This window comes from Paenibacillus piscarius, from assembly GCF_022234545.1.
GTDB lineage: Bacteria > Bacillota > Bacilli > Paenibacillales > Paenibacillaceae > Paenibacillus_AQ > Paenibacillus_AQ piscarius.
In genome coordinates, this window is sequence record NZ_JAIEUI010000010.1 from 172,159 (window position 1) to 198,033 (window position 25,875).

The 25,875-nt window shown below is 55.9% G+C and carries 16 protein-coding genes; all 16 read right to left on the bottom strand.

Translation table 11 applies throughout. The features are described from left to right. Positions 1–252: 252 nt before the first annotated feature. Positions 253–2,694, bottom strand: a complete 2,442-nt coding sequence (gene gyrA, locus K1558_RS17565) for a DNA gyrase subunit A (RefSeq protein ID WP_238652944.1) — start codon at positions 2,692–2,694, stop codon at positions 253–255. A gap of 31 nt (positions 2,695–2,725) precedes the next feature. After that, complete coding sequence (gene parE, locus K1558_RS17570; protein WP_238652945.1) at positions 2,726–4,708, bottom strand: DNA topoisomerase IV subunit B; 1,983 nt, start codon at positions 4,706–4,708, stop codon at positions 2,726–2,728. A 69-nt stretch (positions 4,709–4,777) separates the two neighbouring features. Further along, complete coding sequence (locus tag K1558_RS17575; RefSeq protein WP_238652946.1) at positions 4,778–5,767, bottom strand: ABC transporter permease; 990 nt, start codon at positions 5,765–5,767, stop codon at positions 4,778–4,780. Further along, positions 5,760–6,740, bottom strand: coding sequence for an ABC transporter ATP-binding protein (locus tag K1558_RS17580; protein ID WP_238652947.1), 981 nt, complete (start codon positions 6,738–6,740; stop codon positions 5,760–5,762). The genes K1558_RS17575 and K1558_RS17580 overlap by 8 nt, the downstream gene beginning before the upstream one ends. 64 nt (positions 6,741–6,804) lie before the next feature. Next, a complete protein-coding gene (locus K1558_RS17585) occupies positions 6,805–7,731 on the bottom strand; it encodes a GDSL-type esterase/lipase family protein (protein ID WP_238652948.1) in 927 nt (308 codons plus the stop codon). Positions 7,732–8,688: 957 nt separating this feature from the next. Then, on the bottom strand, positions 8,689–9,453 hold the full coding sequence (locus K1558_RS17590; RefSeq protein WP_238652949.1) for a CAP domain-containing protein: 765 nt from the start codon (positions 9,451–9,453) through the stop codon (positions 8,689–8,691). Between the two features lie 219 nt (positions 9,454–9,672). Beyond that, the gene (locus K1558_RS17595) at positions 9,673–11,634 is read right to left on the bottom strand and encodes a WG repeat-containing protein (RefSeq protein ID WP_238652950.1); all 1,962 of its coding nucleotides are present in this window, start codon (positions 11,632–11,634) and stop codon (positions 9,673–9,675) included. Between the two features lie 306 nt (positions 11,635–11,940). Next, positions 11,941–12,405, bottom strand: a complete 465-nt coding sequence (locus tag K1558_RS17600; RefSeq protein ID WP_238652951.1) for a GNAT family N-acetyltransferase — start codon at positions 12,403–12,405, stop codon at positions 11,941–11,943. After that, complete coding sequence (purT, locus tag K1558_RS17605) at positions 12,395–13,588, bottom strand: formate-dependent phosphoribosylglycinamide formyltransferase (protein ID WP_238653001.1); 1,194 nt, start codon at positions 13,586–13,588, stop codon at positions 12,395–12,397. Before purT ends, K1558_RS17600 begins: the two co-directional genes overlap by 11 nt. Before the next feature lie 149 nt (positions 13,589–13,737). Continuing rightward, on the bottom strand, positions 13,738–17,412 hold the full coding sequence (locus K1558_RS17610; RefSeq protein ID WP_238652952.1) for a dynamin family protein: 3,675 nt from the start codon (positions 17,410–17,412) through the stop codon (positions 13,738–13,740). Positions 17,413–17,711: 299 nt separating this feature from the next. Beyond that, a complete protein-coding gene (locus K1558_RS17615) occupies positions 17,712–17,978 on the bottom strand; it encodes an NAD/NADP transhydrogenase alpha subunit (RefSeq protein ID WP_238652953.1) in 267 nt (88 codons plus the stop codon). Positions 17,979–17,980: 2 nt separating this feature from the next. Next, a complete protein-coding gene (gene nth, locus K1558_RS17620; protein ID WP_238652954.1) occupies positions 17,981–18,688 on the bottom strand; it encodes an endonuclease III in 708 nt (235 codons plus the stop codon). A 209-nt stretch (positions 18,689–18,897) separates the two neighbouring features. Next, on the bottom strand, positions 18,898–21,648 hold the full coding sequence (locus tag K1558_RS17625) for an S-layer homology domain-containing protein (protein ID WP_238652955.1): 2,751 nt from the start codon (positions 21,646–21,648) through the stop codon (positions 18,898–18,900). An 82-nt stretch (positions 21,649–21,730) separates the two neighbouring features. Beyond that, on the bottom strand, positions 21,731–22,375 hold the full coding sequence (locus K1558_RS17630; RefSeq protein ID WP_238652956.1) for a GerMN domain-containing protein: 645 nt from the start codon (positions 22,373–22,375) through the stop codon (positions 21,731–21,733). A gap of 107 nt (positions 22,376–22,482) precedes the next feature. Then, a complete protein-coding gene (locus tag K1558_RS17635; RefSeq protein ID WP_238652957.1) occupies positions 22,483–23,928 on the bottom strand; it encodes an N-acetylmuramoyl-L-alanine amidase family protein in 1,446 nt (481 codons plus the stop codon). 197 nt (positions 23,929–24,125) lie between these two features. After that, on the bottom strand, positions 24,126–25,685 hold the full coding sequence (locus K1558_RS17640; protein WP_238652958.1) for an N-acetylmuramoyl-L-alanine amidase: 1,560 nt from the start codon (positions 25,683–25,685) through the stop codon (positions 24,126–24,128). Between the last annotated feature and the right edge of the window lie 190 nt (positions 25,686–25,875).

Genomic DNA, 25,875 nt, shown 5'->3' on the forward strand with positions numbered 1-25,875 from the left:
CTTTCCTGATAGATAAGAATTTATTTGTTTTGGGGTCCCCGCAAAGTACCTGACTTTGTGGAGTTATTTTGCGGATCTCTATCCGGTATACTTACTTGTTCGCGAGAAAACTTCCATTTCCTGCAAGCGAAAAAAATAAAGTCTTCGCTCACCCTTTAATTTCTTCCTGCGGAAACATACAAACGGCGCAGGCCGCCCGGTCTTCCAGGGCTGCCCGCGCCGTTCCATGCGAAGCTGTAGCTTATCTGTTCTTTATTTCACTGCCGGAAACATCATAGTGATCTCATCCTTCTTCTCGATGGCCATCATCTGCTTCCCGGTGGAGCGGCGCTCCCCGATCGGCGCTGCCTCCGAGGAGAAGGAGTACACGGCCCCGCTCTGGGTAATCGCGGTCAGCTCCAGCGGTTCCTTGCAGTAGAAGGCGCCTGCCAGCCTGCTGCCATTCGGGCGGACACGCTTGCCTTCCTTGAATTCAAAGGTTGGCATCCCTTTGCCGCCGCGGCTCTGGGAAGGATAATCGACCATCAGCGAGCGCTTGGCGTAGCCGATGTCGGTTACAGCGAGCAATTCGCCCTCATCCTCACTGAGCCAGAAGCAGGAGACCACTTCGTCCCCTTCTCTGAGCTGAATCCCCCGGACGCCGCTGGCCACCCGGCCCATCGGATTCACTTCGCTCTCCTTGAAGCGGATGCTCATGCCCTCACGGGTAACCAGTACGATATCCTTGTCGCCGGTGCTTAGGGATACGTTTAGGATCTCATCCCCTTCCGCAACCTTGCACGCAGCCACGGCTCCTGAACGGCTGGTGGAGTATTCCTTGAGCTCGGTGCGCTTCACCTGCCCCTTGCGGGTGACGAAGACCAGACTGGACTTAGGATCGTCCAGATTACCGACCGGCAGCACGCTGATGACGCCATCTCCCTTAGCCAGACTGATGACGTTGACAATAGCCGTACCGGGCTCCTTCCACTTGAATTCCGGAATCTGATGCACCGGCAGCAGGAAGTATTGGCCCTTGCGGGTGAACACGAGCAGGCTGTCCCGGGTATTCAGGTCCAGCAGCTTAAGGATATGGTCGCCTTCCTTAACGCCTGAGGCATGGCGTTCCCCTCCGGAGCGGGTGAAGGACAGCATGCCTGTCCGCTTGATATAGCCGTCGGCAGACAATGCCACCAGCACATCCTCGGCGTTCACCAGCACCTCCATGTTGACCTTAAGCTCCTCAACCTCTCCCTGGATCAGGGAACGGCGCTCGATGCCGTATTTGTCGCGGATCTCCAGCAGTTCCTTACGGATGACGGCAATCAGCTTCTTATCGCTGTCCAGGATGCCCTGCAGCACGGCAATCCGCGCCAGGGTCTCATCCAGCTCCTTCTGCAGCGAATGAATCTCCAGATTCGTCAGGCGGTAGAGCTGCAGTGTTAGAATGGAGTCCGCCTGGCGTTCGCTGAAGCCGAACATCCAGACCAGATTATTCTGTGCATCCTGTCGGTTCTTCGAGGCCTTGATGGCAGCGATGACTTCATCCAGAATGTTCAGCGCCTTGACCAGTCCCTCCAGGACATGGGCCCGGTCCTCGGCCCGTTCCAGATCGAACCGGGTACGATGCGTAACCACCTCACGCTGGTGGGCGATGTAAGCTTCCAGAATGGCCTTCAGGCCGAGCTGCTGCGGCGCCTTGTTGACAATCGCGACCATGTTAAAGTTGTAGGTGATCTGCAGATCGGTCTTTTTGAGCAGATAGGCCAGAATGCCGTTCGCATCCGCTTCCTTCTTCAGCTCGACGACAATCCGCAGACCTTCGCGCCCGCTCTCATCGCGGACTTCGGCAATCCCTTCAATCTTCTTCTCCAGGCGGATATTCTCCATGGCGGTTACCAGCCGTGACTTCACAACCTGGAACGGCACCTCGGTAATGACGATCTGCTGCTTGCCGCCGCGCAGATTCTCAATGTCCGTCTTGGACCGCAGATAGATGCGTCCTTTGCCGCTGCGGTAGGCATCCATAATGCCTTCTCCGCCCATAATCGTTCCCCCTGTAGGGAAATCCGGCCCCTTGATGAAGGTCATGATGTCCTCCAGGGCAATATCCGGCTTCTGCATCACGGCAATGCAGGCGTCGATGACTTCACGCAGGTTATGCGGGGGGATCTCGGTGGCGAACCCGGCGGAGATTCCGCTTGTTCCATTCACCAGCAGATTCGGGTAACGGGAAGGAACGACCACCGGCTCCTTGGCCGTATTGTCGAAGTTATCCTTGAAGAGCACTGTGCGCTTCTCAATGTCCCGCATCATCTCCATGGCGATTGGAGACAGGCGCGCTTCGGTATAACGCATCGCCGCCGCCGGATCGTCATCCATCGATCCCCAGTTGCCGTGCCCGTCTACCAGGACATGCCCCATCTTCCAGGGCTGGGCCATCCGCACCATGCCGTCGTAGATCGAGGAATCCCCGTGGGGATGGTAGTTCCCCATGACGTCCCCGACCGTTTTGGCAGACTTGCGGTAGGGCTTATCCGGCGTATTGCCTGAATCGTACATGGCATACAGAATCCGGCGCTGCACAGGCTTTAGCCCGTCACGGACATCGGGAATCGCCCGGTCCTGAATAATATATTTGGAATACCGGCCGAACCGGTCGCCTACGACCTCTTCCAGAAAAGCCGGCATAAATTGCTCTGACAAACTGCTCATTGACTATTCACCTTCTGTTCCTCAATCTGTCTTACTCCACGATCTCCGTGAAATCGACGTTCTCGACAATCCAGCGCTTGCGCGGATCTACCTTGTCACCCATCAGTGTGGATACACGGCGTTCCGCCTTAGCCGCATCTTCGATCTGTACCTGCAGAAGTGTACGGGTATCCGGGTTCATGGTCGTCTCCCACAGCTGCTCCGGATTCATCTCGCCCAGCCCTTTGTACCGCTGCAGCTCGAAATTCTTGCCGAATTCCTTCAGGTAATTCTGCAATTGCTCATCGCTCCAGGCATAGCGGACCGTCTCCAGCTTCCCGGATTTGCGCGTCAGCTTATAGAGCGGAGGCTGGGCAATGTAGACCTTGCCGGCATCGATCAGCGGCTTCATGTAGCGGTAGAAGAAGGTCAGCAGCAGCACCTGGATGTGCGCTCCGTCCGTGTCGGCATCGGTCATAATGATGATTTTGGAATAATTGCTGTCCTCGACGGTGAAATCAGGGCCGATTCCCGCGCCGATGGCCGAGATAATCGCCTTGTATTCGTCATTCTTCAAGATGTCCAGCAGCTTGGCCTTCTCCGGGTTCATCGGCTTGCCCTTCAGCGGCAGAATGGCCTGAAGCTTGGAATCACGGCCCTGCTTCGCCGAGCCTCCGGCAGAGTCCCCTTCCACGATGAAAATCTCGGTGCGCGACACATCCTTCGACTGGGCAGGCGACAGCTTGCCGCCAAGGTTCGAGCTCTCGCTGCGCTTCTTGCCGCTGCGGATCTCATCACGCGCCTTACGGGCCGCTTCGCGGGCCTTGGACGCCTGAATCGACTTCTTCAGCAGGCTCTGCGCAACCTGGGGATTCTCCTCCAGGAAGCGCGCCATCCGCTCGGAGACAATGAAGTCTACGGCGCTTCGCGCGGAAGCGCTGCCGAGCTGGTCCTTCGTCTGTCCGACGAACTCCACATCCGACATCTTCACGCTGATGACCGCCATCATGCCTTCGCGCAGGTCATTACCCTCCAGATTCTTATCCTTCTCCTTCAGGAGCTGGGTCCGGCGGGCATATTCGTTCAGCACCCGGGTATAAGCAGTCTTGAAGCCGGTCTCATGCGTTCCCCCGCTGCGGGTGGGGATAGAGTTCACGAAGGACGCGATGGTCTCTGTATACCCCGCATTATATTGCAGCGCAATCTCCACTTCGATATCGTCCTTCTCGGAGCTGAAATGGATGACATCATGCAGGACATCCTTGCCCTCGTTCAGGAACTGGACGAACTGGCTGGCACCTCCTTCGTAGAAGAATTCATCCTGGCGTCCGCTCCGCTCATCACTCAGAATGATCCGCAGCCCGGAGTTCAGGAAGGCAATCTCCTGCACCCGTTCAGCCAGCGTATCATAATTGAGCGAGATGCCGGCGGTGAAGACGCGAATATCCGGCTTGAAGGTAATCTTCGTACCGGTCTTGTTCGTATTGCCGAGAATCTCAAGCCCCGTTACAGGTTCGCCGACATGCTCTTTGCCTTTCTCATCGACCCAGTATTCAAAGCGCTGGCGGTGGGTTTTGCCCTCACGGTAGATCTCCACCTCAAGCCACTCGGACAGTGCATTGGTTACCGAAGCGCCGACGCCGTGCAGACCGCCCGATTTCTTGTAGCCGGAGCCGCCGAACTTGCCCCCGGCGTGGAGAATCGTGAATACCACCTGCGGGGTCGGCACGCCGGTCTTATGCATTCCGGTCGGAATCCCCCGCCCGTTGTCAATGACCGTCACCGATCCGTCCTTACGCATTGTAATTTCAATCTTCGTGCAAAACTTCGCTAAATGCTCATCTACGGCATTATCAACTATTTCCCATACCAAATGGTGCAGACCCGAGGAACTCGTACTGCCAATATACATGCCGGGCCGTTTGCGGACTGCAACCAGACCTTCGAGCACCTGAATGTCGTCAGCATCGTATCCAGACCCGCCGGCACCGGCGTTCTTGGAGACTTTTGCAAACATATCGATCTGTTCGAGCATTCATGCTCCTCCTTCTCTTGTCTTACTCTCTCTAAAATGCAAACAAACGTTTTGGTTACTTTGTACATTCTAATTCAAAATATCCCGTTTCGTAAAGACGGCGAATGAAATGATTACGGCGGCAAGCCCCCAAACGCCCAGAACCGCCATCGAAAAGCCGAGTGTCATGCCCTCAATCGGGGCGGGGGTTCCGGCTAAGTACCGGGTCAGCTCCATGTTGACCATAAATAAATATTTGGCCGCTGTCCAGGCGGAAGCCATATTGGTCAGAATCGTTCCGGCAATCAGCGCCGCCATCATCACGACAATGCTTGCCGCCGTGCTCCGCACCAGCACCGACACCATGAAGGCGAGCAGAGCTACTACAACGCTCACGAACCAGACCAGCCCGCCCTGCATCAGCAGGTACTGCCACTGCGGCACTGCATGAACGGTGGACATATCTACCGTATCCCCGCTGATCTGGAAGCCGGTGAAGACGGGAACATTGAATCCTTTATAGCCAAAAGCAAGCCCTGAGATCAGATAACTGATCACATACGCCGCCAGGACGATCAGCGACACGAACATCAGGAGGGCGGCCATTTTGCTAAGCAGCACCTTCCAGCGCCGGACCGGACGGGTCAGCAGCATCTTGATCGTGCCTGTCGTCCGCTCCCCGGACACCAGGTCGGAGGCGACCGCCATAATCAGCAGCGGAATGAACAGCGAGACCGAATTGCTGAGAAATTCCCGGGTAAACGTAACCCCGCTCGGCTCGTTCGGATTGACATCATGATCCAGATAATATTGCAGCTGCTGGACAAAAATCCGCCGGTACGACTTCCACTCCTCCGGAATCCGGTCGCTGCCGAGCGAATTCTGGTTATCGGTAATCCGCTGCTGGATCTCCAGCCTCCAGTCCGAATTGAATTTGTCACGGCTGCGTTCCGCAACGCGCATCTGGGCGTAGGTGAACATCGGCACCAGTACCAGCAGTATAAGCAGGATGACATAGAAACGTTTCTTTTTGATGATCTTCAGACACTCATTACGGATGAGCGGCAGCAGGTTAGTCAATAGATTCACCTTCCGTTAGCTTCAAGAATAGCTGTTCCAGTGTTGGGTTGATTTTATGCACCGCCCGGATTTCTACCTCTTCCGTAACCAGCACGGCCACAATCTCCGGGATCAAATCCTCTTCCATCGCAGTGATCTGGGAGTTCGCCCCCATGCCTGCGATCACCGAATCATCCAGCGTGACCTCATCCAGCTCCAGCAGCGTAATATCCGGCCGGGCCGCCATGATCTCTCTGGCCCGCTCCAGCGGCTCGAGTTCCCACAGCACATAAGGAGAATTACGGGCAACCAGCTCGTCCACCCCGCCTACAGCGAGTACACGGCCTTTGCTGATAATCGCCACCCGGTCACACAGCAGCTGAATCTCGCTCAGCAGATGGCTGGAGACGAACACGGCCAGACCTTCGTCCGCAAGCTTGCGGATGAATTCGCGCAGCTCTTTGATTCCCTTGGGGTCGAGACCGTTCGTCGGTTCATCCAGAATCAGCAGCCGCGGCCGGCCCAGCAGTGCCTGGGCAATCCCCAGCCGCTGGCGCATCCCGAGCGAGTACGTGCTGACCTTGTCGTGAATACGCTGGTCCAGACGGACAATATCCACGACTTCAGCAATTCTTGCCTCGTCTATCCCAGGCTGCATCCGTGCGAAATGCTGCAGGTTCTCCCAGCCCGTCAGATAGGTATACACCTCAGGATTCTCGACGATTGAGCCGACATATTGCAGCGCCTGCTCCGGATTCTTGTTCACATTATAACCGCAGACCGTGATGCTGCCCTCTGTGGGCCGGATTAGATCTACCAGCATGCGGATGGTTGTGGTTTTGCCGGCTCCGTTCGGGCCGAGAAAGCCGAAGATCTCCCCTTCCTTCACATCAAACGTTACATCATCAATAATCCACTTGCGGCCGATCTTTTTGCGGACTGCCCGGGCTGACAGGACTACCCCGCCGGGCTCCTCGTATGTTGGTCTCGCCATCTGTATCCAGCTCCTTGCACATCAATTCTGCTTCCACACTCAAGTTGTACGCCGGTTGCACAGTCTATCTGACTGCCTGTACGATCCGTTCGCTCATCCGCTGATACCCGTCCCCGTTCGGGTGAAAATGGTCACTGGAGAGATACTTGTCCAGATGTCCGTTAAACAGGTCAAAGGTTGGAACCAGCGTCATGTTGCTGTGGGTATTGATAATATCCATGGCGGCATTGTTCCACTCGGTCACTGCCTGATTGCCCGGAACGAGCAGGTCCGGGATATCACCGAAGGGATTATACAGGCCCACATAGAAGATCCGCGCCTGCGGATTCACCTCGGATACCGTCTTCAGAATCTGCCCCAGCCGCTCCGAGGCCTGCGGCAGGGCGGAGAGCAGCGATTCGGGGGTCAGATCATCGGCTGAGGCTGTCGGCACTGCAGTGGAGCCTTCGACCTTCTGGTCCGCTGGGCCTTCAGTCGCAGGCGTTGCGGCTCCATCCGTGTGCTGCGCTGTATCCGCTGACGAAGCGGCCTGTCCGCTGTTGCCGGTACCCAGAATATTCGAGCCGCGGAACAGGTCGTTGCCGCCGATCGAGATCAGTATGATGTTCGCCTGGCGCAGGGCATACTGCACGCCTTCTTCCTCCAGCTTGCTCTGGAGCGCAGCCGTGGTCAGGCCGTTAATGCCCATATTCCCCATCAGCTCCGCCTTGCCGCCGTTAGCACCCAAGGCCTTCAGCGTCCGCTGGACGAAGCCTTCCCCGGCGTTGTCCCCGGTCCCTTTGGCCAGTGAATCGCCAAGCGCCAGAATCCTGTATTCATCGGTTGCTGCGGCTGCCGGCGCGGTCGTCTCCTGCGGCAGGGAGGACAGGAATTGCTCCCCCTTCGGGTACAGAATATCGCCAGCCGCGTATACGAATCCTGTAATCAATAGTGCAGTGGCCAGGATGGACGAAAGGCCTACTGCCCGCCAGGTCCATTTGGAATCATTCAAGGCTATCCCTCCATCATCCGTGCTATTTCTCCATGATTCACCAATTCTTAATTTGTTAACTATGTAGATAAACATAATTCTTCTTTGCAGAATTTGCAAACGAAGAGGGGAGTTTAGGTGATGGGCGCGGCTGCGGGATGTTCCGGCGGACGGTGCGGCTGCGGTGATTTTGGACTTCCGGCCGCTGTTGTCTCCAGATGTTGTTGATTATATGGCTTGCAGCAGATAACATCCGGAGACAAAGGCGGACGCTACCGCTCCTACAGTTCCAAAATCCCCTCCGCCACTTTCCGCCTAAACGGTGTAAGTAGTAAAGCGGCACTATAGCGCTGCGCTGATAGTGCACAAGTGAAAAAAGCAAAGAGCCAAAAGCAAAAGCATAAAAGCAATAAGCGTAAAAGCGTAAAAGCTAATAGCGTAAAGGCTAAAAACATAAAAGGCTAAAAGCGTAAAAGCAAGAGCAAAAAGCAAAAATAAAAGAGAAGGACCAACCCAATCCGGGAAAAACTACCCACAAAAAAAGCAGGTGGAAATATGTGTCTTAATCTCTTGAATTCCGGGCGATTAACTTAAGCAGGTGGAAAAACAGCATCTAAAGCAGAGGAAATTGATACTTAAAAGAAAATTTGTCTAAATAAGTGCTGTTACTCCAACTGTTGCCCGGATGCGCCTACTTCTCTCCCCAACAAGTGTGCAAAATCCAACTATTCTACGTTCGCCATTCTATCAGCGCCCCTCTAATCTGAGCATACTCCAAACTATTTTGGCAATCTGATAGCCCATCTCTCTTACTATACCACGCCGAATACGCTCCCGGCCTGAGAATGCGGCATTTATAGCAGATTATTATTAACTTAGCTGCGGCCGAATGTGACCGGTTTTTCGATTACATTTGGTCACGGTCCTTTCAGCGCACAAAAACGCCCCCCGGCTAAGCCGGAGGGCGAAGTGCAGCCATTATTTGCCGATGAATTCCTGGACCCAGTAGTTATTGTCGAAGCCAACGCCGATGTAATTGAAATTCGCGCTCAGGATATTGGCCTTGTGGCCCGGGCTGTTCATCCAGGCGGTCATAACCTCCTGCGGTGTCTTCTGGCCCATCGCGATGTTCTCTCCTGCGGCATTATAAGTGATGCCGAAGGATTTCATCATATCAAATGGTGATCCGTAGGTAGGTGAGGTATGCGAGAAATAATTGTTCACCCGCATATCTGTCGCCTTAGCCGCAGCTACTTTGTTCAGGCTGTCCAGTGCGGACACCGGAGCCAGTCCGGCAGCAGCACGCTCTTTGTTCACCAGGGCTACCACCTGCTGGGTGTAGCTCGATGCGCTGGAGGGAGCTGCAGCTACGGAAGTAGGGGCTGGAGTCACTGCCGGCTTAGCCGTAGGGGCTGGAGCCGCAGTAGCCACAGGGGCTGGTGTAGCGACCGGCTGTGCTGTTACTACCGGCTTCGCTGTTGCAGCAGGCTGTGCTGCCTGCGGGGTACCCGCAGCAGGTGCCTTATAGACAATCGTCTTAGTGAAGGTGAATGTGTTACCATCCCATACGAAGGATTTCGGATTCTGCTGGGAGAAGTATTCAATGAATTGCTTGAAATCCATATTTGATCCGGCTGCTTCAGTGCCAGCCGCTGCATTTGCCTGCAATGGAAGAGAAATACCAAGCGCCATAACAGCGGCTACGCTTCCACCAATCATTGCTCTTAATGTCTTGCTTTTCATTCTGCCATCTCCTTGTTCTGGTTGTAGTCCAATCCTGTTGCCTTGGCCTGAGTGAATTGTTACAAAGTTGTAATCTGTTCCTAAGCCATTGTAACACAAAACTATCAGCTGTGCTCTTCTAAATTATGTAAAAATTGATAGAGTATGATTCACAAGAAACCGCCCTGGATCAGGACGGTTCCCGGTCTTACTTATATATCGGCGCTTCGCGTGCCTATTTTAATGATAGGACTGCCAGAAGTCGCCTTCCGTTGAGATCAGGCCCATAATCTCGGCATAAGGAATGCGGAAGGTGGGGAAGCCTGCTGCATACGGGGCAATTTCGTAAGGAGCGAAATAAAGATATAGTGCTTCTCCGTCAACATAGAACGGCTGATCAGCAGTAATCCCTTTATAGGTATCCGGAAAAACATAAGAATACTGCGGGTCATTCGCAATCTGCTTGCCGACAATGTCACTGAGCTTCTGGACATATTTGCTGCCGGGCTTGAACAGATCACTGAGGGTATAGAATCTGCCGGTGCGCAGGTTGATATGCTCATAGATCCTGGTAGGCATCCCATGAGCGGCCCCGAACGGAAACTTGTATCCATCCAGCTCCAGCACCAGCAGGTTCTTACGGAAGAAGGAGACTGCGAAATCACCGGTATAGCTGAAATCCTGGCTTGCCCCTCCCGGTCCGGCGCCCTCGGCCAGAGACAGGCTGCGCAGCCGGTCATTGACTGACTTCGCCACATCTACCATGGCAATGCCCTCCACTACCGGATAGTAGACCAGATAATCACGATTCGGCTTATATTTCTTCTCCAGCACGGAGTAAGGCGGTCTGAGCGGTATGACCCCGTTCTGCCGCCAGACCTGCTTCCCTCTGCGGTCATAATACGACGTACGCAGATCTATATCCGCCCGGATCAGGTTTCCGCTGAAGGATAAGGTGCCGGAGCCGGGCAATACAGGGGGCTGGGCTGCTTTTTTGCCGCTGGTATCGATAAAATAAGTGTCCTTGGCATCGTAGACCGACGCCAGCCCGTTCTCGTAATTGTTCACCCCAAGCAGCGGATGGGTGCTCAGAATCCGTCCCGTAAGCGCATCGGCAATGACATAGCTGGAGCCCCTGTAGGGCTGGTCAGCATACAGCGGGGTTCCCAGCGCGACGCGGTTCTCTCCAAGCTGCTGCACTTCATAATATGTCGCCGGAATAATCAGCTTCCCCTGCTTGTCGATCAGACCGTAGGCATTGCCGTAGTTCTCGGCAGTGTTAATCACCGCACGGCCACCGGAGAACGGTAAGGCGGCAGTGAACTGCGGCGGGATCGCAACCGTTCCGTCGGTACGCAGATAGCCGTATTTTCCATTCTCCACAGCCTGGAAGGCCAGCAGACCATCCCCCGGATAGCCGACAAAAGGATATTTGTACGTATGCAGCACCTGGCCCGCCGGGTCAATCAGCGCATATTCGCCTTCGGCGGTTTTGACCAGTGCTGTGCCGTCCGAGAAATCACCGGCGTCCAGATAGACGGCAGGCAGCACCTCCTTGCCCTGGGCATCCAGATAGCCGTACAGCGAAGGCCCCCCGGAGGTATTCTGCTTCGAGTACAGCGCCCGCCCGTCATGTAGCGAATTCAGATAATCATAACGCGACGCTGTGACCTCTTTGCCCTGCTCGTTGATGAACGTGTAGCCCTTGGCATCCGATACCACCGCCCGCCCTTCCGAGAAGGGGCCGATGAAAGAATAGACCGGCTTCACCTTCTCCCGCCCGGCGCTGTCGATCAGGCCGCTTATATTCCCCTTCTGGACTACCGCCAGGCCGCTTCGTTGAAATTCCTCAGCATAATCATATCGCGGCTCGATCACCGTCCGCCCTTCATTGTTGATGTATCCCCACAGCGTCCCGTCTTTCGTCTTAAACGGAGCCGGATGCAGCAGCTCCGCCCGCAGCCCGCCCCCGTCTTCAGGAAGCACAATAAGCGCATCCAGCGGCTTCTTAGCGTAATCTACGCGGTATAACCCCGCCTCTGCCGGGATCGTCACGTACAGGTCATCATCTGCGCGGATGAAATCCTCCTCCTGCTGCGGAATGCATTCGTTCCAGCCAATTCCGTCCCACCGCCATACCTCGGTCTGAATCAGACCGTTGTCGTTCCCTTGTCCCAGCTCATTCAGCCTAATTCTCAGCATGCTGTCGCTCTCCCTTACAAAAGGCATTTGCCTATAGAATATGAGACAGGGGCGGAAAAGGTGTGTATGCGGGGGACCCGGGATACCGCCCGGAAGTGATTCAACAGGTCCAATCGAGGGTTATATACAAAAGGCTGCGCCAGACAAGGCCAAGTGGAAACGGCTATGCCGTCCTGTTTAAGGACGGCACCCGTTTCAGCGAGAAATATAAGGATAAGTTATCGTGTGCAACATGTAAATTCTTATATTTCAAAAAAAACCATCCCGTTGACGCCGGGATGGGGATGTTCGGTGAATCGTATAGGATTATAAAAGTGCTTTGTTGAAGCGGTAGCCCGCATCCTTCTCAAAGCCGATATGGCGGTAGAAGGCATGAGCCGGCGCACGCTCGACGCGGTTGCCGCTCCGCAGAAACAGCTGGCAGCAGCCCTGATGGCGTGCCCAGTCTTCTGCTGCTGCAACAAGTCTTTTGCCAAGGCCTTGTCCTCTAAGCTCCTCCGCTACGATCAGCGCGGTAATCTCCGTGATACAATCGGCATGCTTGTAGTAGGATTTCACCTGGCGCAATCCGATCATTCCCACAACTTCATTATTAAGCTCTGCAACCATGGTGCAGTGATAAGGATCATGCTCCATGCCTTCCATTCTCTCTTTCATCACGCTAAGCGTTGTCGGATAACCGAATTCCCGCAAAAGGGCTGTGACTCTCTCCAGATCATTCATGCCGCATTTGCGGATCTGCAGTACCTGCTCCTGAGTACTACTGTTCATCCCCGTATACCTCCACTTGTAGCTTAGACGCCGCCTGCTTGGCCGCTGTCCGCGCGATTTCAACCTCTTCCGCTGAACTGAGTGCGACGGCCATACGCCGTCCCGGGCGAATCTCCGGCTTGCCGAATACACGGATCTGTGTACGGGGAAGGGCCAGCGCCGCTTCCATGCCGGTAATGACAAAGGCTTGTCCTGTGCCTTCCCGGGCCTTCAGTGTAGCTGAAGCTCCCGGTGTCAGCAGATGTACCGCCTCCAGCGGAAATCCAAGAATGGCTCTGACATGCAGAGCAAATTCAGACAAATCCTGCGTAACCATTGTAACCATACCTGTGTCATGCGGGCGGGGAGACACTTCACTGAACAGCACCCCGTCCGCGGTGAGGAACAGCTCCACACCAAAAATTCCGTAACCTCCAAGCTGATCAGTGACTGCCTTAGCGATAGCCTGCGATTCCTCCAGCTGTGCCGCGCTCATCGGGTGCGGCTGCCAGGACTCCACATAATCGCCATCCTGCTGAATGTGACCGATTGGCGGGCAGAAGATCGTGCCGCTGACGGAACGGACCGTAAGCAGGGTAATCTCGCTCTCAAAGGTCACAAAAGCTTCAACAATCACGCGCGTTCCCTTGGCGCGGGCGCCCTCCAGCGCCGTGTTCCAGCAGGCTTCGGCATCCTCCGGCCGCCGGCAGATGCTCTGCCCTTTGCCGGAGGAGCTCATAATCGGCTTGACCACACAAGGGGTTCCCAGCTCCTGCACAGCCTGCTGCAGCTCCTCCAGGCTGTCCGCGAACCGGTAAGCCGCAGTCGGCAGGCCCAGCTCCTCTGCCGCCAGGCGGCGGATGCCCTCACGGTCCATGGTCAACCGGGCAGCGCGGGCCGTAGGAATGACCAGGAAGCCTTCTTCCTCCAGCTCAGCCAGCGCTCCGGTCGCAATCGCTTCAATCTCGGGTACAATCAAATCTGGCTTCTCTGTACGGATCAGCTGCTTCAGTGCCTCGGCATCCAGCATGTCCAGTACATAAGAGCGGTGGGCCACGCCCATCGCGGGTGCAGCTTCATAACGGTCCACAGCTACGGTCTCTACGCCAAGGCGTTGAGCTTCGATAATGACTTCCTTCCCCAGTTCGCCGCTGCCGAGCAGCAGCAGCTTCTTGCTCCGGGCTGATAAAGGAGCTCCCCACATTGTCGACTCCAACCTCTTTTCGCAAATTTGTCTGCTGACTTCTATGTTTCTGTAAAATGTCGCAGTTTTCTTTGTAAATTTTCAGGCTTCTTTATTTTCTTCCATCGCCCGGCAGATTGCAAGTGTTCTTCGACATTTTCCTACAAACTTCACAGATCGCTGTTCACCCGGTCGGCAACCGCCTGCTCCAGCCGCTGCAATTCACCGGCGATACCGGCCCAATGCTGCGCGGAATCACCTCCCTTCAGCAGCTCCGCCATGGCGGCCTCCCGCTCGGCCAGTGCCTCGCGGAGCCGCCCTGCGGCACGGAATAATGATTCTGCGGCCGCATTGGTGTAGAAGGTTAACAACTCCTGCTCCTGGGCCTCCGCAGCGGCGGCCACCGCTTCTTTGCACCACGGCTCCGCAGCCGCGCGGATCTCGGCCCGGCCCGGTCCCTCGAAGAAATGGCGCGGGGACTTGAAGCGTCCCCACAGGCTGCTCCAGTCCAGCGGCGCCAGCAGGCAATCCAGCTTCGCCGGAGCCGGCCAGCGCTCCTCCGCATTCTCCAGAAGCTGCAGCTCCTGCTCCGGGAAGTCCAGCTCCCGGGCGGCTGCAGCTGCGGCGGCCGTAACGAATCTGCGTCCTGCCGACTCCAGCCGCAGGGTGGTTGCCCACAGCTCCTGCTCCAGCTCCCGCCGGATGGATCGCTCCAGCTCCCGCCCGCAGGCAGTGAAGATATCCTTCAGGTTCCCGCCATCCTCCCTAAGCACCGAGGGGTGGAACGATTCCTGGAAGGAACGTCCGAAGGAGAAGGCGAGCCGCTGCCGGACATGATAGAGGAGTTCCTCCCCCTCGCGGCGCAGATCCCGGAGCGGGCGTTCTTCACGCTCCAGCTCCGCCAGCCGCTGACGTGCGGCTTCACGCTGCTCCTGCAGCCGCTTCATTCCTTCCTCCCGCTGGCCGGCTTCCATCCGCGCCAGCCGCTGCCATTCCTCTGCGCGGAGGCGGACCGAGCCGAGACTGTCCCTGGCTGCTGCCAGCGACAGTCTCGGAAGCTCATCACCCGCGAACGCCGAGAGCGCCGCTTCAAAGCTGCCGAACCCGGAGGCTTCATACGCTTCCCGGCTGCGGCGGGATTTGCCCTCCAGCGCCAGCAGGCTGGAGACGCTGTAGATCCGCGGCGAGGTCAGTCCCCCGGCCCGCAGATTCTGCGCGACATGCGCCTTCACTTCCGCAAGTTCCGCCTCATCCGCGGCGAGGTCGGAGGCATTGATGATGAAGAACATTTTGTCGAGCGCGAAGCTGTCCTTGATCCGTCCAAGCTGGGCCAGGAGGCTGCGGTCTGCCTTGGAGAAGGCATGGTTATAATACGTCACGAAGCAGATCGCATCCGCATTCTTCATGTAGCCAAAGGTTACGCCGGTATGCCGGGCGTGCAGGGAATCCGCCCCCGGGGTATCCACAAGCACGATACCGCTGCGGGTCAGCGGGCTGTCTACATACAGGTCTGTGCTCTGAATGAAGCAGGCCCGCTTCTCATCGGCGACCAGGGTGCGGTATTCCTCCAGGCTGACCGTCCGCTCGGTGCCGAGCAGCGGGCCGGATTCGGCCCATCCCGCTGCGGCGGCCCGCAGGAAGCCGATATGCGGCAGCGCAGACGGGTGCAGCCCGCTTCCCTGCAGCCGGTCCACCGCTGCGGTCCAGCGCTCCCGCTGCGGCGGCGGAAGCTGAAGCACGCTGAAGGAGTGGAGGATATCCTCCCAGAAATCCTCCGCCCGCTTCATCGTGATGAACGCCGTCCGGTTAGCGAAGCCGCCCTCCGGCGCCAGAATGCGCCCGACGGCCGCCGTCGCCGGATGCGGCGACACGGGCAGCACATCCTCGCCCAGCAGGGCGTTGGCGAAGGAGGATTTGCCGGCGCTGAACGCTCCGAACAGCGCCAGGGTAAAGCGGCCGCCGGCGAGATCCTCCGACCGCGCCGCCAGCGCGCGCGCCGCCGAGGCCATAGCCGGCTCGGCGCGCAGCACCCCCGCCGCCTCGCGCAGCACGGCGGCGGCCTCAGTCAGCCGGCGGCGTCCGCCCGCCGGCTGGGCCGTCTCCGCCGCCCACTCCGTGGCGGCGGGGCTTGCCGCCGCGCTGCTGCGCTGCGGCGACTCCGGGCTGGCGGCGCTCAGCGCGCCAGCCGCCAGGGGCGGCACCTCCGGCAGCGCGCCGGAGGTGAGGCTGCGGCGCGGCGGCAGCAGCGCCGCGAGTTCGTCCGCGCGGGCGGCAGCCGCGCGGTCCAGCGCAGCCAGCGCGGCGTGGGCGCGGAGCTGGCTGTGCAGCGAAGCCGAGCGGCCCGCCAGCGAGGCTTGGCGCTCGGCCGCAAGCGGCGGCAGCGCGTCCAGCAGCTGCTCGCCGAAGGCCAGGACCGCGCGGCGGAAGCCTGCCTTAATCTCTGCCGCCAGGGAGCGGCAGAAGTTCAGCAGCGCCTCGCCTGAGGCCCCGGTTCCCGGCTTCACCTGAGCCGCAAGCCACCCGGGGCTCACCGCCGGAAAAGCCTGCTTCAGCAGCGGCTCCGCCCCCTCCTGCCACAGCTCCAGCCCTTCAGCCCAGTCGCGCACCAGCTGGAGAGTATGCCACTCCAGCTGGGCCGTGATCTCTCTGGTCTGCAGGCTATGCCAGTGCGCAAGGCGCGTCCCTTGCTCCTTCTCCCGCTTCGCAGCGGTGAAGAGCAGTCCGCGCCGGAAGCCCGGCTGCAGGCTCTCGATGTAAGCGCCCGCTGCATCCCTTAGGTCAGCCGGCATCAGGTTGGTGTTGCCCAGCAGTGCGTCCAGCCGGCTGCGCAGGTCCTGGCGGGACTGCTCAGGCAATCGCTCCAGCAGCGCCTCCTCCTGCTTAAGCTCCCGCAGCTCTTCCTGGACGGCCGCTTCCCCGCTGCCGCCCGCCGCTTCCAGAAGCTGCCCGCGCTCCTCCTCCTGGCCTTCGCGGTATGCGGCCAGCACCTCATCGGCAGTATGATGAACCGAGCGGGACAAGCTGTAATCCACCAGCTCCCTCCGCTGCTCCAGCAGGCCATTAATCACGCCAAGGAGGGCCTGCCACTGATTAAGCGGATGCGCCTGCACCTTAAGCGAGGTAAACAGCAGCCCTGCGGAATGAATCCCCCATTCCCGGAAAGCGCTTTCTACTTGCTGCCGGTATTCTGCTATCGGAATTTCGTGCTGCCGGTGCTTGTCAATCTGATTAATGATGAGATAAAGCGGCTTCCCCCAGTCGCTGAGACTCTTGGCGAATGCCAGATTATTCTCGGACTGCACATGGTTGTAATCCATGACATAGAACACGGCATCTGCCAGATGCAGTGCAGACCGGGTCGCAGCCTGATGGCCTTCATCGGTGGAATCCACCCCGGGAGTGTCCATCAGCACACCGTGGCTGCCCAGCAGCGGTATCTCCTCCCAGACCTCAATCGCTGCATATTCTGTACCCTGGCGGCAGTAATCCTGCAGCCGGTCAGGGGTAGTCTGAATCACAGGCCGCTGGGCCCGGGCCCCGCCTGCTTGCGGATGAAGCAGCACTTTCGGTGCTCCGCTGCGGATCGATACGATGTTGGCGCTGGTCGGAACCGGTCCCGACGGCAACACCGGCTTGCCGCAGAGCGCATTGATCATGCTCGACTTGCCCGCTGAGAAATGCCCGCAAAAGGCCAGCGTCAGCTCATCCGCCTGCTCCTTGATTTTGAGATCCGCAATAACTTGCGCGCTCTCCAGTTCTCCCCATTCCCTCAGCTGCTTCTCCAGCAGCATAAGCGCTGATGATCCGGTCGTCACCTGTTCCACTCTTTCCCGTTCTGCTCCCACGACATCCCCGCCTCCGCTGCGATCTATAATGAAATTCAGCACATTAAATTCATAATTTCTACATTTGTATGATTTATTTCACTGCAAGAATAGAATAATACCATTTTATCATCAGATCGTCACAAATCAAATATCGCGTTTTACAAAAACAGCTATAATCCTTCACGAAAAACCAGACTTCGCAGCCTACCAGACCCCTAACATACCCTGTAAGCTCCCGCAGCAACAAAAAAACAGAGGGGCTGTCCCGGCAGCCACTTTCCGGCTGCGGGACAACCCCTCTGAATATTGCTGTAGAATTAAGCTGTTTCCAGTACAGGAAGCAGAATTTCAAACACTTTACCGTGCTGCAGAATGGTAAGACCGCGGGACTTGTCCTTCATTACGACAACCTCCGGCTTAGCAGACATACGCTCCAGGTAATGCTCAGGCACATCGCCGGAATGGCTGATCGTGATGCCCTCCACTTCCTGCTCTTCATTCTCTTCCATCGGGCTGTCTACCACACGGTCAAAAATATCGGAGAACGCTTCAAAATTATCGGTGTATACAGAAATGCATTTCATCCCTATCCCATCCTCTTCTTCTCTAATTCTTTGTTAGGCTTCGTATGAACCTTATCTTTCCTGATTACCGCCGTTTTCATACGTTTTTTGCCCTCCCGGCACACATCCAGCAACGGGCAGACCTGGCACATCGGACTCTGGGCCTTGCAGTGATAGCGTCCGAAGAAGATCAGCCGGTGGTGCGTCAGCGTCCATTCCTCACGCGGCACCGCCTTCATCAGCTTCTTCTCCACTTCAAGCACGGAATCTTTCCAGCCTGCGAGTGCAAGCCGTTTGGCTACACGTTCCACATGGGTATCGACAGCAATTGCCGGAATTCCAAAGGCATTGGACACAACGACATTGGCCGTCTTGCGTCCGACACCGGGCAAGGTGACCAGTTCATCATGGGCCTGGGGCACTTCCCCTCCGTATTGCTCAATCAGAATCGAGCAGAGGTTCTGAATGTGCTTGGCCTTGTTGCGGAACAACCCAATCCTCCGGATATCCTGCTCCAGCTCCTCCAGCGGCACTGAAATGTAATCGGCCGGAGTCTTGTACTTCTGAAACAAATCTTCCGTAACCTTGTTCACTGTAGCATCCGTGCATTGGGCAGAGAGCAGCACGGCGATCGTAAGCTCGAAGGCGTTGCTGTGATTCAGCTCGCAATGCGCGTCAGGGAACATGCCGCCGATGGTATCCAGGATGTGGCGGACCTCTGCAGCTTTCATGGCGTCCCCTCCACGGAGTCCTTATACCCGCTGGAGTATGACGGGCATATGATCTCTAGTCTGGTGAAATATAAGCAAATATACATTATATCGTATACGTTCGCAGCGTTCAAGCGAACGCCTGGCTCTTATATTTCAAAAAAAACGTCTTGATCCCGGGCGAAGCCCGGGCTCAAGACGGTGTTTCACACGGAAAAGCACCATAGCAATTATTGTTTCACAATTTCTACAATCTTGTCATTGTTGAAATACAATATAATATTATCATTTTCTTTGAGAGATTGCACGGATAAAGTCGTGTCACCTTGATGAATATATGCATTCGGCGCAAGTGAGAACTGATAATTCTCACTCAAGCTGGCACGCTTGGTGACCACTTGATTCGTCGCACTCTCGTAACGGGAGAAGGTCCGGCTCTGCTGGCTGAGGACTGATATGATTGCCACACCGCTGGCATCCTTACGAACCAATACACGGTCTGCTGTGCTGAGACTGCTTAGTGCGTTCGAGGTAACTCCGTCCCGGACAATTCTCACACCGCTGCCGGCAGCGATATTCTGGGAGGTTCCCGAGTAATCCTTCACCGTAAGCGTACCTGCGGCTGCATCCAATGCCGAGACCTGTCCGGCATATTGCTTCACGGACTGCAGGGAGATCGGCGAAGACCCCTCAAAGACCAGATTGACGAAATCCCCGGACTTCAGCTCGCTGAGCGCGGCCTTCTGGCCTGCTTCATTGGTAAGCGGCACAGAAACCAAGTTCAGTTCGCTGCTTTTGGACCCGTTATCCAGCTTCACGGTCATCTTGTTCAGATTGGCATCCACGGTTGCTATCTCGAACTGGGCCGTTCCGCTGACCCGCAGCACGGAGATAATCTCCTGGTTGCTGGCGAGTACGGCGGTAACCGGAACATTCAGCGGAACATCGGTGATAGCCGGAGAGCTTTTACCGAACATGTCCACTGCCTGAGGATAAGGTAATGTTACCGATTGCCCGTTACTCAGCTTCATTACTATGTTTCTGGCATTCGTATTCACTTCTGTCAGAACGCCAGTGTATTTGGTGGACAGCTCTACAGACAGTGCACGCTCTTTAATCGATGTGACATCAACCTTGCGGTTCTCTGACAATCTAGCCCCCATGGTCGTCAGCGAAGTAGTTAACATACCGCCGTAAGCCATCTTGGTCTTCTCGTCCAGCTTAACCACATGAGCCTTGCCGCTGCTGTCTGTGAAGGTCAGGTACTGGGTTTTGGCATTATAATCCACCACCGTCGCAGCAACATATTGTTCAATCTGACGGCTGAGCACTTCGATCTTGGTGACCTGGTCGCTGCTGTTCAGCGTAAGCTGCACATTGTCGCCGCCTGTCTTGTCGGCAATCAGGTCGCTCATCACCGGGCTGACGTTATTAGGAATGACAATCGCCGGTTTGGTGGCTAACAGCTTGACCTCACGGCTGCCGTCACTCTTCTGATAGACAATCGTCGAATCCGTCAGCTCATAGATGAAGCCCTTCACTATGCGCTCTACCCCCGAAGTTACCTCCACTGAGCGAATCACATTATCCTTGATGGTATAAGAGACGGCAGCACCGGTTTTCAGCTCTGCAGGCTGAATAATTGCATTCTGGGAGCTGAACAAGGTTGTTCCTTCTTCCCACTTGAAGCTCTCCGCTGTGCCGTCCTCGTTCTTGAAGGTTATGCTTTTGGCCGCAGTATCGATTGTCTGAACAGTACCCTTGGCTGTCTTGTTGACAATGCCCGAGCTGACCTGGATCTTGACTACCTTGCGGGAACCGCTGAAGGTCTCGCGCAGAATCGTAATTTTGCTGCCGGCTGTGATGGAGGAAGGCTGAATAACCGCCCCATTCACATCCAGGAACGTGGTGGCTGCGTCATAGGGATATTGATCATATCCGTTGGCAGAATCCACCCAGACTACACCAGGTGACAGCTTGGTGAATACCCCCTCTGCCTGCTCCACTTGAAGCGTAGGGTCGGTCAGCTCTACATAAGCAGCATTATAGGTTGCTCCAATAACAGTGACCTTCGTGTAAGGCTGAATTTCATTCAAGGTAATCCGGTTCTCGGACGCGCTTGTGAAATAGGCGGTGTTCGCGTTCAGTGTAAAATCCAGTGTGCCGCCATTGGTGTACAATGCCAGCTTGCCGTCTTTCAGTGCGCTTACTGACCCTTTGAATGTGTTGTCATATTCCAGGGTGTTGTGCGCCTCAGCGCGGCTGAAGAAGGTCGCCAGCTGGGCGCGGGTAACCGCCCCTTGCGGGTCAAAGCGGTTGCCCGTCAGGCCATTCGCCAGCCCCAGCTCAACAGCTGTATTCACATAACCGCGTTTGTTCGCAGAAATCTTGGCATCATCAGCGAAACTGGTCGGCCCGCTGGATCCCCCTGCATTCTTGCCCAGTGCCCGGATCAGCAGCTCTGCGACCCACTCCCGGCTGGCCTTGCGTTCTCCCCATGAGGTCTTCAGATTATCTGCCGCCATCTCGGTGGACTTATCCAACAGCCCATGCTGGAAGGCGAGAATCACATAGGGCTTGTAATAATTCGTGACAAGGAAATCATTCGGAAGCGCTACGTCGGTATTGGTGTTCACATTGCCTTGCAGCTTCATGAAGCGCAGCGCCATCAGCACGGCTTCCTGCTGGGTTACCGAGTCGCCCGGACGGAACAGGCCGTTATTGCCGACCACGATTCCTTGCCCTGCCAGCTTGTAGATATGTTTCTCGGCCCAGAAGCCTGCCTTGACATCACTGAATATTCCGGAGGCTGTTACCGCCGATTGATTAGGTGTAGCCGCAGCAGCCCCTGTCCCGGTTGGGGTGTTGTCCGCAAATGCAGCTCCAGCCCCGCCCAGAACCATCGTACCCGCCAGAAAGGCAGATACCGCTTTTGCAGAATAGGATTGCACCGTACGCTTAAGTTTTTTTGGACCGGACAATTCGGTATTCCCCTCTCTGTGGCTCGTCTGAACTTGTTATGTTGGTGTTTCGCCAGTTGTTTGCCTGTTTCCTGCTTTCAGCTTACAGTCCGTTGTTCTCGCGGGTAATCGGATGCACCAGATCCACATGTCCCATAAGACTCTCTACTTGCTCGCCATCCACCAGCACATCAATATTCTTGACTTCATCGAACTGGAAAAAGGTCTGGGATAGTGCGCTGATCGCCAGTGCCTCGCCGCCGGCACCCAGCTGAGCCTCGTCCGGTTTATGGATATCCATCACAACCTGTCCATTGGAGAACTCCAGCGATTTCAGCTCAATTTTGTTCCAGAGCGGGATCTGATCAGCCTTGCTGCTGTTCTGCAGCGCCTTGAAGACCTCAGTATACTTCTCCTTCGTATCCTTGAAGGCAATTGTAGCTTCTCCCGGAACCAGATCCATCTGCTGCGGATCCGTATAGAAGACTTTGATGCTCAGGCTCTGCTTCTCAGGAGCATCCGGCTTGGCTGTCGCTTCCGGAGCTGCTGTTGCCGTAGGCTCAGGAGTGCTCGTCGCCTGTGGTGTAGCGGTGGCGCTGCCTGAATCATTACCACCGGCTCCGCCGGACACCGAAGTTGAATCTGGAGTCGCAGTTCCCGCCGGTGCAGCTGTAGGCTTATCTCCGCACCCTGAAATAACGAGGAGCAGCATCGCTGCAATACCTGCATATGTCAATTTCTTATTCATTTCGATAACCCCCTTCAGATGAATACGGGCAGGACGGGGCCGCAAAGTCCTTGTGACCTGAGTTTATGGCCCAAATCCGACTCTGCAGCCCCTGCTGCCGCCCGTTGTTATTGCACCCCGAGATATTCCTTAATTCCCTTGGCTATTCCTGCCGCTACACTGTTCTGCAGCGATTCGGTGAAGAGCAGCGCCTCATCATTTTTGTTGCTGAGATAGCCAACTTCAAGCAATACTGCCGGCATCTTCGTTTCCCGTATCACATGGAAGTTACCGTACCTTACCCCCCGGTTGCTGAGTCCGGTAGCCTGAACAAGATATTTGTGCATCACATTCGCCAGCGCCTTGCTGGCCTCGCGCTGATAATAGGTCTCTGTTCCGCTGGCTGCTGAAGATCCGCTGCTGTTGGCATGGACGGATACGAACAAGTCGGCCTTGAGATTATTGGCGATGGCCGCCCGTTCCTTCAGCTCAAGGAAGGTGTCATCGCTGCGCGTCAGCACCACATCGATTTTGTTCTCCTGCTTGAGCAGCTCTGCCGCTTTCAGAATAACGGCCAGATTGAAGTTCTTCTCATATTTGCCGGTTACCCCGACAGCCCCGGAATCCTTGGCGCCGTGTCCGGCGTCCAGCACTACGAGCTTCCGCCCGTTGTTGCCGGGCTGAGTTGTAGTATCTCCCGAAGCTTGCGCATTCAGATCAATCACGATTAGCTTGGAGGAATCTCCGGAGACCTCAACGCTATAATTCTTGGGAGTATTAAGATCAATGACAAAACGGACAGTGTACGGATCGCTGCTGTACAGGGAATAGCGGATGCCAGATACATCCGGATAATCCGTAATGGCAAGCTTCCCGTTAAGATCCGGGTCCAGCTGCTGGCCTGTACCGAACAAGTCGGAGAAGGTCGCGTTTGGCAGGTCGACTACGATCCGGTCGGGACTGCCCACTTTGGAGACAACGGGCTGGCTATTGCCCTCCATGGCTATGATAAACCTGTTGTCATTGAAGCTAATGCCGTTGACCATGCTTAGGCCGCTTGCATCTTCTCCAGGCGGCACTACTACGGTTCCCCCGTTGCCGCTGCTTCCGCTGTCATCCGTGTTAGGCTCGGGAATCTGCGGGGTAATAAGGTCTACAACCTTCTTCACATTATCCCATTTGACTGTAAGGCCGAACTGCTCCCCGATGAAGCGGATGGGCACAAGCGTCGTGTTATTCTTCAGCAGCGGCGCTGTAGTCAGAATTACCGTCTTGCCGTCAACGGATGCGGCCGTCTGGTCCACGATCAATTGTATCGTCTTCCCTTGCTGTTCAATCTTGACGGTCTTACTGGGCTGATCCCAGTCTACCTTGTATCCAAGATTCTCAGCAATCATTCTTAGCGGCACCATGATAGAGTTGTTCACATTCTCCACCTGGACACCTTGTCCAGCAGTCAGTTCCTGACCATCCAGGAAGATCTTGCTCTGCGGCTGCGCGGAAGCGGCCTGTCCATGTCCCGGCAATACTACAACCAGGAGCAGCAACAACAGCATAAAAGCAAATTTCTTCATTCTTCACCTCTAAGACTCTAGTATTCCGCCCTACCTGAGCGTTCTTGATGGCATTCCCTGCTGACAGCCTTCGACATAGTTTAGACGCCCGGAGTCCTCAAAAGTTGCGAATAAATACCAAACCTGATGGAAATGTCTGTGTTAATTACATGTCTGACTATATGTACGCTGTAACAGACATTTGGCCTGCCGCAGGATTATAACCCGAGATATTCCTTGATTCCGGCTACGATCTCACGGGCCAGATTATCCTGCAGTTGTTCGCTGAACAGGGCCGCATCATTCCCTGCGTTGGTCAGGTAACCGGCTTCGAGCAGAATCGCAGGCATCTTGGTTTCTCTTGTCACATGCAGGCTCTTCGACCGGACACCATTATCCTTGAAGCCCGTGCCTGCCACCAGATGCTTCTGCATAATCTGGGCAAGCGGAAGGCTCTCGCTCCGCGAGTAATAGGTTTCGCTGCCGTTGATTTTGTCACGGTTCGGATAGTCCTTATCAAGCGAGTTCGCATGCAGCGAGACAAACAATGTAGCGTTTGCCGCCTGGGCAATCTTCACACGGTCCTGCAGTCCCAGCGTAACATCCGTAGTACGCGTGTAGACGACATCCGCCCAGCCCTCCTGCTCCAGGATCGCTCCCGCCTTGAGGATCACGGCCAGATTGAAGGTTTTCTCCAGCTTGCCGGTCAGGCTTACCGCTCCCGATTGTTTGCCTCCATGACCGGCGTCAAGCGCAATAACCGGTCTTCCTGTCACTCCTGTATTCACAGGCATTTCCGTTCCGCTGCTTAGCGCGTTGAGATCAATAGTGACCAGTCCTGTGATATCATCCGTAATCAGCTCATAATTCTGGTGGCCGGCCGTCTGAATAACGAAGCGGACCGCCGAAGGACCGCCTGTGAACAGAGCATAACGGATCTCTGAGACTAGCGGGTAGCCCGTTGTGTCCAGCTTGCCTTGAGGACTGCCCCCTGTCGATACTCCGGGGAAGCTTCCGCTGAAATCAGGGGCAAACACCGCTCCCTGAAAATCAATGATAATACGGTCCGGACTGGTAGCCCTCGAAATTGTAGGCTTAGCGCCTCCGGCTGCGGCGATAATCAGCCGGTTCTCACTGAACACCGCCCCGTTCACCACAGGTGATGTTGCCACCGGTGTTGGGCTGGCTGTAATGCTGCCGTTCACTTCCTCTGTAATCTCTGTGCCTGTATTGGGCTGAGCCGCCGGAGACTGGACAGCCTCTGCCGTAGGCACAGGTGCCGGGGTAGCAGTTGGCAGCGGATCTGTAGTTGGCAGCGGGTCGCTGCTTACTCCCCCGCTAAGGTACACTGTCTTGTCCGTATTGTCCCATCCGACGCTGAGCCCGAATTGTTCGCCGACAAAACGGATCGGCACCAGCACCGTCCCGCCGGTCTGCTTCGGTGCCGCATTGAGTGCCAGGCTTACCCCATCGGCTTCAGCCGTCTTGCTTCCCACTGCGAGTTGAACAGACTTGCCGTCCTGCTCAACGGTAACTTTGCGGGTGGCCTGCTCCCATTTAACCTCAAATCCAAGATTCTCCGCCACCACACGGAGCGGAATCATAACGCTTCCATTCACATTCTCAATAATAACGCCCTTGGGCAGCGCCAGCTCCTTGCTGTCCATCACGATCTTTCCGGAGCCCGCTGCGGCTGCAGCAGCTTCATGGCCGGCGAATGACAGTAAGAATAATGGCAGCAGCAGCAGAAGCAACACCCGTTGTCCGGCTTTCTTCATCCTTTCCTCTCCTTTAGTCAGTTGATAGATCCCTAGATAAGATTAAGACGACATAAATCCCCAAAAGTTGCCTTCACAGGCAATGAATATATCGATTATAGCAAAAAAACTTCTATTTCCGACACCCGGAAATAGAAGTTTTGTGTAAAAGATGAAAAGTTTACGATTCTCTTCACCAGTTGTTCATCGT

What these genes read in the sequence shown, in the direction of transcription:
- gyrA (WP_238652944.1), bottom strand. Translation starts at nt 2,694, where the DNA reads ATGAGCAGTTTGTCAGAGCAATTTATGCCGGCTTTTCTGGAAGAGGTC.
- parE (WP_238652945.1), bottom strand. Translation starts at nt 4,708, where the DNA reads ATGCTCGAACAGATCGATATGTTTGCAAAAGTCTCCAAGAACGCCGGT.
- K1558_RS17580 (WP_238652947.1), bottom strand. Translation starts at nt 6,740, where the DNA reads ATGGCGAGACCAACATACGAGGAGCCCGGCGGGGTAGTCCTGTCAGCC.
- K1558_RS17590 (WP_238652949.1), bottom strand. Translation starts at nt 9,453, where the DNA reads ATGAAAAGCAAGACATTAAGAGCAATGATTGGTGGAAGCGTAGCCGCT.
- K1558_RS17595 (WP_238652950.1), bottom strand. Translation starts at nt 11,634, where the DNA reads ATGCTGAGAATTAGGCTGAATGAGCTGGGACAAGGGAACGACAACGGT.
- K1558_RS17600 (WP_238652951.1), bottom strand. Translation starts at nt 12,405, where the DNA reads ATGAACAGTAGTACTCAGGAGCAGGTACTGCAGATCCGCAAATGCGGC.
- purT (WP_238653001.1), bottom strand. Translation starts at nt 13,588, where the DNA reads ATGTGGGGAGCTCCTTTATCAGCCCGGAGCAAGAAGCTGCTGCTGCTC.
- K1558_RS17615 (WP_238652953.1), bottom strand. Translation starts at nt 17,978, where the DNA reads ATGAAATGCATTTCTGTATACACCGATAATTTTGAAGCGTTCTCCGAT.
- nth (WP_238652954.1), bottom strand. Translation starts at nt 18,688, where the DNA reads ATGAAAGCTGCAGAGGTCCGCCACATCCTGGATACCATCGGCGGCATG.
- K1558_RS17630 (WP_238652956.1), bottom strand. Translation starts at nt 22,375, where the DNA reads ATGAATAAGAAATTGACATATGCAGGTATTGCAGCGATGCTGCTCCTC.
- K1558_RS17635 (WP_238652957.1), bottom strand. Translation starts at nt 23,928, where the DNA reads ATGAAGAAATTTGCTTTTATGCTGTTGTTGCTGCTCCTGGTTGTAGTA.
- K1558_RS17640 (WP_238652958.1), bottom strand. Translation starts at nt 25,685, where the DNA reads ATGAAGAAAGCCGGACAACGGGTGTTGCTTCTGCTGCTGCTGCCATTA.